This window comes from Nonomuraea sp. NPDC004580 (assembly GCF_040609855.1).
Taxonomy (GTDB): domain Bacteria; phylum Actinomycetota; class Actinomycetes; order Streptosporangiales; family Streptosporangiaceae; genus Nonomuraea; species Nonomuraea salmonea.
Genome location: NZ_JBEXLH010000036.1, coordinates 1 through 12,117 on the forward strand (window position 1 = coordinate 1; position 12,117 = coordinate 12,117).

General features: G+C 73.4%; 12 protein-coding genes. 4 read left to right on the forward strand and 8 right to left on the reverse strand.

Annotated elements, in window-relative coordinates:
- The 6 genes from ABZW11_RS29855 to ABZW11_RS29880 form a co-directional block, all read right to left on the reverse strand.
- The coding region (locus ABZW11_RS29855) for an acetyl-CoA carboxylase carboxyltransferase subunit alpha/beta (protein WP_355424045.1) at positions 1-1,455 on the reverse strand (1,455 nt) is incomplete at its 3' end.
- Positions 1,456-1,506: 51 nt separating this feature from the next.
- A complete protein-coding gene (locus ABZW11_RS29860; protein ID WP_355424048.1) occupies positions 1,507-1,827 on the reverse strand; it encodes an antibiotic biosynthesis monooxygenase family protein in 321 nt (106 codons plus the stop codon).
- Positions 1,824-2,183, reverse strand: coding sequence for an antibiotic biosynthesis monooxygenase (locus ABZW11_RS29865; RefSeq protein ID WP_355424051.1), 360 nt, complete (start codon positions 2,181-2,183; stop codon positions 1,824-1,826). Before ABZW11_RS29865 ends, ABZW11_RS29860 begins: the two co-directional genes overlap by 4 nt.
- Positions 2,180-2,935 carry an SDR family oxidoreductase gene (locus ABZW11_RS29870; RefSeq protein ID WP_355424054.1) on the reverse strand — a complete coding sequence of 252 codons (756 nt, stop codon included), beginning with the start codon at positions 2,933-2,935 and terminating at the stop codon, positions 2,180-2,182. Before ABZW11_RS29870 ends, ABZW11_RS29865 begins: the two co-directional genes overlap by 4 nt.
- A gap of 17 nt (positions 2,936-2,952) precedes the next feature.
- Complete coding sequence (locus tag ABZW11_RS29875) at positions 2,953-4,173, reverse strand: ketosynthase chain-length factor (RefSeq protein WP_355424057.1); 1,221 nt, start codon at positions 4,171-4,173, stop codon at positions 2,953-2,955.
- Positions 4,170-5,642 (reverse strand): oligopeptide:H+ symporter, encoded by a 1,473-nt coding sequence (locus tag ABZW11_RS29880; RefSeq protein WP_355424060.1) that lies wholly within the window; start codon positions 5,640-5,642, stop codon positions 4,170-4,172. The genes ABZW11_RS29875 and ABZW11_RS29880 overlap by 4 nt, the downstream gene beginning before the upstream one ends.
- A gap of 250 nt (positions 5,643-5,892) precedes the next feature.
- Here ABZW11_RS29880 and ABZW11_RS29885 point away from each other — a divergent pair, with 250 nt between their 5' ends.
- The 3 genes from ABZW11_RS29885 (at position 5,893) to ABZW11_RS29895 (ending at position 7,223) form a co-directional block, all read left to right on the forward strand.
- Positions 5,893-6,450 (forward strand): hypothetical protein, encoded by a 558-nt coding sequence (locus tag ABZW11_RS29885; protein ID WP_355424062.1) that lies wholly within the window; start codon positions 5,893-5,895, stop codon positions 6,448-6,450.
- A 70-nt stretch (positions 6,451-6,520) separates the two neighbouring features.
- Positions 6,521-7,069, forward strand: coding sequence for a DUF3887 domain-containing protein (locus tag ABZW11_RS29890; protein WP_355424065.1), 549 nt, complete (start codon positions 6,521-6,523; stop codon positions 7,067-7,069).
- A gap of 25 nt (positions 7,070-7,094) precedes the next feature.
- Positions 7,095-7,223, forward strand: coding sequence for a hypothetical protein (locus ABZW11_RS29895; RefSeq protein ID WP_355424068.1), 129 nt, complete (start codon positions 7,095-7,097; stop codon positions 7,221-7,223).
- Between the two features lie 9 nt (positions 7,224-7,232).
- Here the strand turns inward: ABZW11_RS29895 and ABZW11_RS29900 are convergent, their stop codons facing one another.
- Positions 7,233-7,439, reverse strand: a complete 207-nt coding sequence (locus ABZW11_RS29900) for a hypothetical protein (protein WP_355424071.1) — start codon at positions 7,437-7,439, stop codon at positions 7,233-7,235.
- A gap of 169 nt (positions 7,440-7,608) precedes the next feature.
- Between ABZW11_RS29900 and ABZW11_RS29905 the strand changes: the two genes are divergently transcribed.
- The gene (locus ABZW11_RS29905; RefSeq protein ID WP_355424074.1) at positions 7,609-9,243 is read left to right on the forward strand and encodes a hypothetical protein; all 1,635 of its coding nucleotides are present in this window, start codon (positions 7,609-7,611) and stop codon (positions 9,241-9,243) included.
- Between the two features lie 39 nt (positions 9,244-9,282).
- On the opposite strand, the gene ABZW11_RS29910 is transcribed toward ABZW11_RS29905, so the two are convergent.
- Positions 9,283-12,069 carry a BTAD domain-containing putative transcriptional regulator gene (locus tag ABZW11_RS29910; protein ID WP_355424077.1) on the reverse strand — a complete coding sequence of 929 codons (2,787 nt, stop codon included), beginning with the start codon at positions 12,067-12,069 and terminating at the stop codon, positions 9,283-9,285.
- Positions 12,070-12,117 lie beyond the last annotated feature (48 nt).

Consider the following 12,117-nt stretch of genomic DNA (forward strand, 5'->3'; position numbering starts at 1 on the left):
CAGCAGCGTCGGCGCGTCCACGCCGAGCGCGTCCGCCGCCGTGGCGGCGGCCTCGCCGCTGCGCCACAGGATCGCCGCGCAGCCCTCCGGGCTGATCACCGAGAACGTGGCGTTCTCGCACACCAGCAGCCGGTCGGCCACCGCGAGCGCCAGGGCGCCGCCGCTGCCGCCCTCCCCGGTGACCACGCTGACCACGGGCACGTCGAGCGAGCCCATCACCCGCAGGCAGTCGGCGATCGCGTGCGCCTGGCCGTGCCGCTCGGCCTCCAGGCCGGGGTGCGCTCCAGGCGTGTCGATGAGCGTGACCACCGGCACCCGCAGCTTCGCGGCCAGCCGCATCAGGCGCACCGCCTTGCGGTAGCCGGCCGGCGACGGCATGCCGAAGTCACGGCGTACCAGTTCCTGGGTGGTGTGGCCCTTCTGGTGGCCGATCACCATCACCGGCAGGCCGTCCAGGTCGGTCAGGCCGCCCACCACGGCGGGGCAGTCGGCGCCCGCCCGGTCGCCGCGCAGCTCCACGAACTCGCCGCCCCAGGCGGCGACGTGGTCGAGCGTGGTCGGCCTGCCCAGGTCGCGGGCCAGCTTGACCACCTGCGCGGCGGGCCGCTCGGGCAGCAGGTCCGGGTAGCGGATCACCGGGTCCTCGACGGCCGCGCCCCAGCCGGGCTCGACCGGCGTGCCCAGGGCGAGCAGCGGCTGCAGCACCTGCGGCAGTTCGGCGCGCGGCACGACACCGTCGAGCAGGCCGTGCTCCAGCAGGAACTCGGCGGTCTGGAAGCCCTCGGGCAGCCGTTGCCTGATGGTCTGCTCGATCACCCGGGGTCCGGCGAAGCCCATCCTGGCGCCGGGCTCGGCGATGATCACGTCGGAGAGCGTCGCGTACGACGCCGCCACGCCGCCGTAGGTGGGGTCGGTCACCAGCGTGATCGTCAGCAGGCCCGCCTCGTCGAGCGCCGCCATCGCGTTGCTCGTCCGCGCCATCTGCAGGAGCGAGAACGCGCCCTCCTGCATGCGCGCGCCGCCCGACGCGGTGACGATCAGCAGCGGCAGCCGGTGCTTCAGCGCCTCCTCGGCGGCGGCCACGACCGCCTCGCCCTCGGCGGTGCCCATGCTGCCGCCGAGGAAGCGGAAGTCCATGACCGCCGCCACGACGCCGCGCCCGCGTACGGTGCCGCGCACCACCCGCACCGCGCAGTCCATCCCGGTGCGCGAGCGGGCGGTGTCCAGCCGGTCGGCGTACGGCAGCAGGTCCTCGAACCGGAGCGGGTCGTGCACCGACGGCGCGGGCTCCACCGTCGTGCCGGAGCGGGGGTCGAGCAGCCGCCCGAGCCGCTGCTCCGCGGTCAGCGGCGCGTGCCTGCCGCAGTCGGGGCACACCCCGCCCATGCGGTCGAACCGCTTGCGGTAGACGAGCATCCCGCAGCCCGCGCAGGACAGCCAGTCGGTCAGATCCATCGTGGTATGCGAAGTCCCATTCGGAACGAGTTTCACGGGCCGGTCTCCTGGCTAGTAGGACGCTGTTACTCGGTAGACGGCGAACGGCCGGCGCATCCTGCCGTCACGGAAGGGGCGTAGCGGCGCCGTCTGCCGCTTGTGGTCCGGCCCCTGCTCCCATTTCTCGAAGTCCTCCATGCTGCGCCACGTGCTCACCACCACGAAGTCGCCCTCGTCGGTGACCGACCGCAGCAGCTCGTTGCCGAGCAGGCCGGGCACCCCGGCCAGCCGGTTGCTCGCCTCGTGGTAGGCCGCCTCGATGCCGCCGGGGTCGTCCGTGGCGTGGTAGAGCAGCACCCGGACGCCGTGCCCGTCGGGCGCCTGAGCCGTCATCGCGCCGCCTCCTCCCACGCCTCGTGCGTGGCCGTCTCCTCCGAGGTGGAGCCGGGCAGGTGCGCGACGATGTGCGCCGTGCTCATCGACCCGCCCGAGCGGTACGGGTGCAGCTTCTTGCGGTGCTCCAGGTGCCGCTCGCTCAGCTCGAACTCGCGGAAGCGCGGCTCGTCCACCCAGTCGCTCATGATGTGGTAGACGCCCTGCTCCTCGCCGTCGCGGGCGAGCCACTGACCGAGGTTGGCCGGGTGCGTGGTGACCGAGTCGCCGACCTCCATCCACACCCGCTCGAACTCGCGCTCCATCCCGGGCTTGATCTGCAGGCGCAGCATGACGCGGAACCGGGCCTGGCTCATGAGATCCCCCCGTCCACCGCCACGACGGAGCCGGTGACGTACCGCGACAGGTCTCCCGCCAGCCACATCACCGCGCCCGCGACCTCGTCGGGGGTGCCGAGCCGGCCCAGGCAGGTCTTGCCGGAGTAGCGCTCGATCATCTGGTTCCGCTGCTCCTCCGGCATCGCGTCGAACGCCTCGGTGTGGATCATGCCGAGCGCCACCACGTTGAATCGGATGCCCTGCGGGCCGAACTCCCTGGCCAGGGTGCGGAACAAGCCGTGCAGCGCGGCCTTGGTCGCGGTGTAGTGGGCGCGCAGCGGGATGCCGACCTCGATCGACTTCGAGCTGACGCCGATGACCGAGGAGCCCGCGCCCAGCAGCGGCAGCGCGTGCTGGATCGTCAGGTGCACGGCGGTGAGGTTGGTGTCCACGATGCGCTGCCACTCGGCGAGGTCGAGCTTGGCGTAGGGGACGTGGCTGATCGCGGCGGCGTTGTTGACCACCAGGTCGAGCCGGCCGTCGAACCGCTCGCCGCACTGCTCCAGCAGGCCGGCGATCTGCCCGGGGTCGGTGAGGTCGGCGCGCAGCACGCCGTGGCGGCCGCCGATCTGCTTGAGCTCGTGCTCCAGCGAGACGACGTTCTCACCCTCCTGCCGGTAGTTGGTGATGACGTCCACGCCCGCCTTGGCGAGCGCGAGCACGATGCCGCGGCCCACGCCGCGGGTGCCGCCGGTGACGAGTGCCCGCTTACCGCTCAGGCCGAGATCCATGGTGTTCCCTTTCCCTTTCACTTCGTGAGCACGAGCGCGGCGGTGAATCCGCCGTGCCCGCGGGCCAGGACGAGCGCGGTCCGCAGCGCGCCGTCGCGCGGCCGGCCGAGGACCAGGTCGATGTCGCAGCCCGGCGCGAGCCGGGAGGTGCCGGCGGTGGCGGGGACGACGCCGTCGCGCAGCGCGAGCAGCGCCGTCGCCACGTCGAGTGCGGCGCCGCCGCCGTAGAGCCGGCCGGTCAGGGTCTTGGGCGCGGTGACCGGGACGCCGCGCGGGCCGAACACCTCGGTGATGGCCCGCGCCTCGGCCAGGTCGTCGTCCGGCGTGCCGCAGGCGTCGGCGAACACGACGTCGATGTCGGACGGAGACGTGCCGGCGTCGGCCAGCGCGCGTTCGATCGTGCGGCGCAGGGCCGGCGGCCGGTCCGAGCCCGGGGCGGGGTCGAAGCCCGCCGCGTAGCCCGCGACCGCGCCGTAGACGGTCGCGTCGCGCCGCGCCGCGCTCTCGGCGCTCTCCACGATGAGCATCGCGCCGCCCTCGCCCGGCAGATAGCCGGAGGCGTCCTCGTCGAACGGCAGATACGCCCGCTCGGGGTCGTCGACGGTGGACATCCTGCCGTTGGACAGCTGCGCGACCAGCCCGTACGGGCACAGCGAGGCGTCGGTGCCGCCGGTCACCACGATGCGCGAGCCCCGCCGGATCAGCCTGCGCGCCTGCCCGACCGCGTCCAGGCCGCCCGCCTGCTCGCAGCAGATCACCCCGCAGGGGCCGCGCATGCCGTGCCTGATCGACACCTGGCCGGTGGTGGCGGCGTAGAACCAGGCGATCGACTGGTACGCGCCCACCCAGGAGGGCCCGTTCTGGTAGAGCCGCTCCATCTCGTGCTGGCCGAACTCGGTGCCGCCCGACGAGCTCGCGGTCACCACCGCCATCTCGTACTCGGGCAGCTCGTCGGGCACCACGCGGGCGTCGGCCAGCGCCGACTCGGCCGCCGCGAGGCCCATGTGCGTCCAGTGGTCGGTCTGCGGGATGAGCCGGTTGGGCAGGCGTTCCGAGGCGACGAACCCGGGCACCTGCCCGGCCAGCCGCACGGGATAGCCGCCGGCGTCGAAGCGGGTGATCCTGCCGATGCCCGACTTGCCGGCCAGCGTGGCCTGCCAGTGCGTCTCGGTGTCCATGCCGGTGGGGGCGATGACGCCGATGCCCGTCACCACCGGCCGGTCGTTGCGTTCGCTCATCGGCTGCCCTCCGTGACGGCGTCGCTCGCCTGGCGCTCCGCCGGTGTCTCCAGGCCCGCCGCCAGCCCGTTGGCGAGGGCCCGCCGGCCGAGCGCGAACGCGAGCCCGACGACGCTCGCCACGCCCCCGAGGCCGAGGTAGTAGATCGGCTCGGGGACGACTTCCGCGAGCCTGACCACGCCGCTGCCCAGCCCGCCGCCGAGCCCGGCGAACAGCCACATCAGGCCGAGCGTGCGTCCCATGTAGCCGGCCGGCAGCACCTCGGCGGCGGCCGAGATGATCACCGCGGCGACGATGACCTCGCCGCAGGCGTGGGTGAGGTAGACGACGACCAGCCACAGCGGCGACACCTTCTCGCCCGACGCGGCGAACACCGTGGTCAGCGACATGATGAGGAAGCCGCCGCCGACGAGGACGAGCCCGATGGCCAGCTTGACCGGCACGTGGGTGCGGCCCGACAGCGCCGGCAGCGTCACCGCGATCAGCGGCGCGAGCATGAGGATGAACAGCGGCGTCGCCGCCTGCAGCCAGCTCGCCGGGATCTCCATGCCGAACACCATGCGGTCGACGTGGTCGCGGGCGAAGAGGTTCAGCAGCGACGCGGCGTGCGCGATGATCATCCAGAACAGCGTGGAGCCGAGGAACACGGCGAGGAACGCGCGCAGCCTGCGCCGGTCGTCCGCGCCGAGCCCGCGGTTGCGGTAGACGACGGTGTAGCCGACGATCGGCACGATCACGCTGAACACGCCGACCAGCCCGATCGCCAGCGACACGCTCAGCATCCCGGCCAGCCCCAGGCCGAGCACCACGGCGAGGACCACCCCGCCGGCCAGCCCGGTACGCCGTGCGGCGGCCGAGCGCTCGCCGGCCGTCAAAGGCCGCACCGGCCGCTGCCCCACGTCACCGAACTGGGCGGCGCTCACCCGGAGCTGCACCCCGGTGATCAGCATGACCAGCGCCGCGACCAGGAACGCCAGGCTCCAGCTGACCCGCTCGCCCAGATAGCCGACCAGCAGCGGCGCGGCCAGGGCGGAGACCTGGGTGGCGACGTACATCAGCGAGATGCCGGCCTCGCGGCCCCGGCTCCCGGCGAACATCATGTTGATCATGGCCTGGTGGTTCGGCTTGTAGACCGCGCCGCCGATCGCCACCAGCGGCAGGCCCACCGCCGCCGCCCAGCCAGCGGGCACCGCCAGGCACAGGTATCCGGCCATGCCCGTCAGGCAGCCCGCGACCAGCGCGCGCCGGTTGCCCAGCACCCGGTCGCCGAGCCAGCCGCCGGCGATGGACAGCATGAACATGAAGCCGATCCAGGCGCCGAACAACGTCGCCGCGTCGGTGACCGGCAGGCCGAGCCCGCCGCTCGCGGCGGGGGCCGAGGCGTACAGCACCAGGATGGCCTGCAGGCCGTAGAAGCCGAAGCGTTCGAGCGCGTCGCTGGTGAACAGGGTGAAGTACCAGCGAGGCATCGCGCGCAGGGTGATGGCTCTGTCGGCGGTGCTCATCGCGGCCCGCCGCCCCGGGGGAGGCCGCCCGCCCGCTCGCCGGCGCGCACCAGAACTGTCAGTCCGTACATGCAGGCCCTTCTTTCGGCTCGACCCAGCAACACCCCTCTTGGGTACGGCAGCCGACTCGAATCTCCCTTGCGGCGCGGGCAGCGGGCGCCGTCCCGTCGGCGTTCGCCGCAACTTATGGGCGCGGAGCGGCATCCAACCTGGCATGAGAACGATCAGCATCCTCGCCGCCCTCACCGCGGCCCCCATCGCCGCCGCGACCTTGACCGCGCTCCCCGCCCACGCCGCTCCCACCTGCCCCGCCCCGTCGAAGGCGGAGCTGAAGGGACGGACCGACAAGCCCGCGAAGGGCAAGCGAGCCCTCAAGGGGGTCCGCGTCGCCCACCTCCCGAAGGGCTTCACCTACGGGGAGCTGGAGGCGTCGAAGCACGACGGCGTCACCGAGTACGCCTACCGCTGGTCGGACGACCGCGACGCCACCGACCGCGCCCACCGGTCCCTGTGGGTGCGGGTGGTCTGCTGGCCGGAGGCGCGCGACCTGAAGGACCTGCGGAAGCTCCCCGTGGACCTCGGCACGTTCACGAGCGCCGGCAAGCCCGCGCGGCTGGGCGGCAGGAAGGTCCTCGGCAAGACCGGTGACGGGGCACTGGGCCACGGCCGGTACGTCGGCTGGGTGGCGCGCAGCGGCGTCGTCGTCACCGTGATGGCCGGCGAGCCCCTGGTCCGCGACCTCCCCGCCATCGTGAAGGGGATCAGGGTCTGATTTTCGTGCCGCTCGTAAAGGAGATATTGACGACGCAACGGAACCGGACCTGGCGGAGGCCGCGGGACGGTTGCTGGAGCGGCTGAGTGCCGCCGCCGCGCCGCTCGAGGCGGTGGCGGCGGCTCGGGACCTCGCGCGGGTGGCCGATCAGGCCATGCGGGCGGCGGTCGCCGGCGCGCGAACGGCCGGGCACACCTGGCAGGAGATCGGCGACGTGCTGGGCTCCAGCCGGCAGGCGGCGTTCCAGCGCTTCGGCCGGCCCCTCGACCCGCGAACAGGAGCTCCCATGACCGGCACGATCCTGCCCGGCGCGACCGACCGTACGACGGCGCTGGTCGCCGACCTGGTCGGCGGCCGGTGGGTGGAGGTGTGCCGCGACTTCGACGAGACGATGGCCGCCGGGCTCTCCCCCGACCAGCTCGCCACGATCTGGGCGCAGGTGGCCGGCGCGATCGGCGGTTACGAACGCATGGGGGAGCCGACGGCTCATCAGGCGGCCGACCACACCGTCGTGAACGCCCCGCTGTTCTTCGAGGCGGGCGAGCTGACCCTGCGCGTCAGCTACGACCACGACGGCAGGATCGCCGGGTTCTACCTCCTGCGCCCCGACGCTCTGTGACGTTCCCCGAGAGATGGAGTGACCCATGCTCGTCCGGCTGACCGGGGTCAGCCACGTGCTCAAGGAGGACCCGAGCAGGACCGCCGAGCACTACGGCGACCCGCTGCCGTACTCCCGGCAGCTCAGGAAGGCGCTCCAGGCGTTCGCCCGGTGACCGGCGCCTTCAGCCGAGTTCCTTACGGCCCTTGTCGGTCAGCGACGCCATGTGCACCGCCACCCCGAACGTGGTGAAGCCCGACCTGGCCGCCTTGGTGAACTCAGCGATCACCCGGTCGGACGGGTAGTCGTCGATGAGGAAGTCGTAGGCCGCGTCTCCGTGGTCGCGGATGGCGGCAAGCACGGTCTTGGTGGTCAGCTCGGGGTTTCCCACGTTCTCCTCCAGCGGGTCGCCATGCCTCTACATTCGCACCGTCCGCCCGAACCCGCCATCCTGGAATTCGCATGATCACGGTTCGGCGTCACGCGAGTCGCCGATCTTGACGCGCGAGCCTCCGTACGGCTTGATTAGAACATACGTTCCCATCGCCATGGAGGTTCTCGTGCGCCATTCCCTCGTCCGCCGATTAGCCGCTCACCTGAGCGCCGTCGGCCTGATCACGGGCCTGCTCACCATCGCCACTCCCGCCGCCGCGGCGGCTACCGCCCCCGCCGACCTCGGGGTGACCACCCAGGCCTACAGCGCCGACCTGGCCGTCGGCGGCGGCCGGGTGTTCGTCGGCGCCGACGACCGGGTCATCGTGGCCGACGCCACCGGTACCCCCACCGGCGACGTCATCACGGGGCTGTCCGGCGTCCGCCAGCTGGCCATGGCCCAGGACGGCGCCCGCCTGTACGCGGCGCTCAACGGCTCCAACGAGGTCGCCGAGATCGACACCGCGACCCTCGCCGTCACCCGCAGGCTCGACCTGTCCTCGCATCCGTGCCCCGTCAGCCTGGCGCTGCTGGGCGAGCGGCTGTGGGTGGGGCACGGCTGCGACACCGGCAAGGGCGGCGTCGTCGGCCTCGACCTGAGCGCGACCGCCCCCGTTCCGGTGGCGGTCGGCGGCGAGCAGATGCGCGCTCCGGTGCTCGCGGCCGCCGGCGACACGCTGGTGGCCGGCCAGCGCAGCGTGCACGAGGGCGACCTGCTGGTCTACGACGTCGGCGGCGACACCCCCGAGCTGCGCGGCACCATCGAAGGCGACGAGGTCTACCTGGACTACCTGCGCGACCTCGCGCTGAGCTCCGACGGCACCGCGCTGTTCGCCGTGGCCAGCGGCCCCGAGGACGTCACCCGGTTCGACACCCGCACGCTGACCGTGACCGGCGAATACGGCGACGGCTGGATCGGCTATGCGTCGGCCGTGGCGCTCAGCGGCGACGGCGCCTACGTCGCCTTGGCCGCCGAATACGGCAACAACGACCTCACCGTCTACGACGCCGCGAGCGGCACGGCGCTGTTCGGGGCCGACCAGTGGGACGCCGAGGCACTCCTGGACGGCGTCGCGTTCTCCGGCTCCGACGTCTTCATGCTGCTGCGCAGCACGACGGACCGGCTGCTGCTGTGGCGGATGACCGGCGCCGAGCTGCCGGCCTCCACGCTGACGGTGACGGCTCCGACGTACGCGTACGTCGGCTCGCCGGCCACCATCGAGGGCCGGCTCACCCGTGCCGACGGCAAGCCGCTCGCGCTCAGGCCGCTCACCGTGGTCCGGCGCTCGGCCTACGGGGGGAAGGAGCCGATCACCGGCGTGCGGACCGGCAAGGACGGCACGTTCAGCTTCGAGGACACCACGCAGGAGCGGGGCGAGTGGATCTACCTGGTGTACTGGGAGGGCGACGATCGCTACCGCCGCGCCGGCGCCTTCGCCGTCCTGAACGCCAGGGACAGGTCCACCCTCACCCTGGACGGCCCCGAGACGGGCACCGCCGGCACGACCGTGCAGCTGACCGGCACCTTGACGGCGAACGGCCGATCGCTCGGTTCGTGGACCACGTTCACCGTGCTGCGCAGCATCAAGGTCGACGGCGCCAGCGACAGCGTGACGCTCCCGCCGGTACGCCTGAACGCCGACGGCACGTTCACGCTCACCGACACCCTCACCACCGCCGGCCGCTACACCTACCTCGCGACATGGGAAGGTGACATCACGGCCGGCCCTGCCAAGGCCATTCACCGCATCACGGTCGAGTGACGTGCGCGAGCCCCGCCGCGCGACCGGCGGGGCTCGCCTCTACAGCATGTGCCTGATCGGCTGGGGCATGGCGGGGACGGGCTGCGCCAGCAGCTCGTCCACCTCCGAGCGGGTCAGCAGGCGGGCCTCCAGGAGCGCGGTGAAGCAGCGGCGCCAGTCCCTGCGCGCCAGGTCCGTCCTGCCCAGGGCGTGCAGGGTCTGGGCGGACCACCAGGCGGCGACGGCGTAGCCGATGCGGTAGCCGCCCTCGTGCAGGAGCGTCAGCGCCACCTGGAAGGTTTCTGCGGCCTCCTCCAGGCGGCCGGCGTGCATGTACGCGCGGGCCAGGGTCTCGCGGGACAGGCCCTCGCCGTACAGGCTGCCGGCCCACGCCGCGGTCGCCTCCTTCGCCTCGGCGACGGCCTCGTCGTAGCGGCCCTGCCGGTAGAGCACGTGCGCGCGGTTGTTGAGTATGGCCCCGCGCTGGTACTCCTCGCCCCCCGCCACGGCGATGGACAGCGCCTCCGACAGGTAGGTGTGGGCGAGGTCGAGCCGGTCCAGCTTGGTGTGGATGATCCCCAGATTGTTGATGGGCCCGGTGCGCCGGTGCCGCAGCCCGGCCTCGTCCCAGCACTCCGCCGCCCGTTTCAGGTACGCGATGGCCTGCTCGTCGCGTCCCTGGTCGCGGTGCACCCAGCCGAGGTACGCCGACGCCTGCGCCTCACCCGCCCGGTCGCCGCACCGCGCGGCCAGCTCGACCGCGCCGGCGTGAATGTCGCCCAGGTGCGTGACCCAGCCCCGGTAGTTGAACGGCATGTGCAGCCCCAGCGCCAGCCCGAGGGCGACGTGCGGGCTCGCGGACTCCATCGCCTGGTGGGTCACGGCGAGGAGGTTGTCCCGCTCCGCCTCGGTCCACCTGCCGGCCTCCTGCGCGTCGGCGAGCGGGACGCCGGGCAGCTCGGCCTCGTAGTACGGCTCCAGGGGCTGGGGGTGCACGAGCAGGGTGGCGGTGTTGAGCGTGGCCAGATAGTGGTGGTAGCCGCGGTCCAGCGCGGCCGCGCGCTCGTCCCCGGGCAGCTCGGCGGCCTGCTCCCTGGCGTACAGGCGGATGAGGTCGTGGAAGCGGTACCGGTCGCGGGCCGCCGGCTCCAGGAGCCGGGCGCCGCGCAGGTGTTCGAGCGCCGCCTGCGCCCGTGGCTCCGGCCAGCCGGCCAGGGCGGCCGTGGCGGCCGGGGTGTGGGTCGGCGTGTCGAGCAGGCCCAGGAGCGGCAGCACGTGCGCGGCGTCGAGGCCGTCCTGCTCCTCGTGGAGCTGCCGGTGGCTGACCGCGATGCCGGCGCGTACCGCGAGGTCGTCGTACTGCAGGGTGTCGAGGCGGCGGGTGGCGTCGGCCAGGCGGTCGGCGAGGTCGGCCACCCGCCGGTCGGGCCGCGCCACCAGGCGGGCGCCGGCGATGCGCACGGCCAGCGGCAGGCCGCCGCAGAGCCGGGCGACCGCCGCGGCGGCCTCGGGCTCGCGCTCGACGCGCTCGGGACCGGCGATCCTGGACAGCAGCGTGACGGCGTCCCGATGACCGAGCCCGGCCAGGTGCAGCCGGCGGACGTCCCCGAGCTCCGCGTCCAGCCTGCCGAGTGCGGTGCGGCTGGTGATGACGGCACGGCAGCGCGGCCCGGCCGGGATGAGCGGCCGCACCTGCCGGGCGTCGAGCGCGTTGTCCAGGATGACGAGCAGCTCGCTCCCCGCGGTGAGCGACCGGTAGCGGGCCACCGCTCCCTCCACGTCGGACGGCACGGCGGACCCGTCGAGGCCCAGCGACCGCAGCACGTGGCCGAGGCCGTCGGGCACGGGCAGGGGCGGCAGGCCGGGCGTGGAGCCGTTCATGTTGAGGTAGACGACGCCGTCGCGGAACCGCCCGGCCATCGTGTGCGCCACGTGGACGGCGAGCGCCGACTTGCCCACGCCGCCCGGCCCGTCGATGACGGCGACGTTCGCGTGCAGCAGCGCCTCGATGAGCCACGTCACCTCCTCCTGCCGGGCGGTGAAGGACCGGGTGTCGGCGGGCAGCTCGGCGGGGACGATCGTGCCCTGCCGCGCCGGCACGGCCAGGTCGAGCGCGGGATCCCTGGCGAGGATGGCGTCCCGCAGCCGGCGCAGCGGGGCGCCCGGCTCCAGGCCGAGCTCCTCGACCATGGCCGCGTGCCCCTCCTCGTAGACCGCGAGCGCCTCGCCCGGCTGCCCCGCCCGGTAGAGCGCCAGCATGAGCTGCGCGCGCGGCCCCTCACGCAGCGGGTACGCCTTGACGTGCGGCACGAGGTCGGCCATCACGGCGAGCTGGTCACCCGCGGCCAGCCGCAGCTCGGTGTGGTCCTCGAAGAGGGCGACGCGTTCCGCCTCCAGGCGCTTGGCCTCCTCCTGCGCCCACGGCTCCTCCAGCCAGGCCAGGGCCGGTCCCCGCCACAGGTCCAGCGCCTGACGGAACCACCTGTCCGCCGTGCCGGACTCGCCCCGGTCGCGGGCCGTGCGCGCCTGGCCGGCCAGCAGCGTGAACTGGTGCGCGTCGATGCGCTCACGGGGCACGTCGAGCAGGTAGCCGCCGGGCACGGTCACGATGGCGTCCGGGCCGATCGTGTCGCGCAGCTTCGACACCACGATGTTGATCTGTTTGCCGGCCGTGGTCGTGGAGGTCTGCCCCCACACGTCGGCGACGAGCCGGCGCGTGGTGACGGGCCGGCCGGCGTCCAGGGCCAGGCGGGTCAGCACGGCGACGCGGCGGCGGCCGGCCACCCGCAGCGGCCGTCCGTCCATCGTGATCTGCCAGGGCCCGAGTAGCCCGATCTCGAGTGTCATCAGGGCTGGACCCTACGCAAGCGCGGTATGCCGCCGGTATGGCAGGTT

What these genes read in the sequence shown, in the direction of transcription:
- ABZW11_RS29875 (WP_355424057.1), bottom strand. Translation starts at nt 4,173, where the DNA reads ATGAGCGAACGCAACGACCGGCCGGTGGTGACGGGCATCGGCGTCATC.
- ABZW11_RS29910 (WP_355424077.1), bottom strand. Translation starts at nt 12,069, where the DNA reads ATGACACTCGAGATCGGGCTACTCGGGCCCTGGCAGATCACGATGGAC.
- ABZW11_RS29880 (WP_355424060.1), bottom strand. Translation starts at nt 5,642, where the DNA reads ATGCCTCGCTGGTACTTCACCCTGTTCACCAGCGACGCGCTCGAACGC.
- ABZW11_RS29895 (WP_355424068.1), top strand. Translation starts at nt 7,095, where the DNA reads ATGCTCGTCCGGCTGACCGGGGTCAGCCACGTGCTCAAGGAGGACCCG.
- ABZW11_RS29860 (WP_355424048.1), bottom strand. Translation starts at nt 1,827, where the DNA reads ATGACGGCTCAGGCGCCCGACGGGCACGGCGTCCGGGTGCTGCTCTAC.
- ABZW11_RS29865 (WP_355424051.1), bottom strand. Translation starts at nt 2,183, where the DNA reads ATGAGCCAGGCCCGGTTCCGCGTCATGCTGCGCCTGCAGATCAAGCCC.
- ABZW11_RS29885 (WP_355424062.1), top strand. Translation starts at nt 5,893, where the DNA reads ATGAGAACGATCAGCATCCTCGCCGCCCTCACCGCGGCCCCCATCGCC.
- ABZW11_RS29870 (WP_355424054.1), bottom strand. Translation starts at nt 2,935, where the DNA reads ATGGATCTCGGCCTGAGCGGTAAGCGGGCACTCGTCACCGGCGGCACC.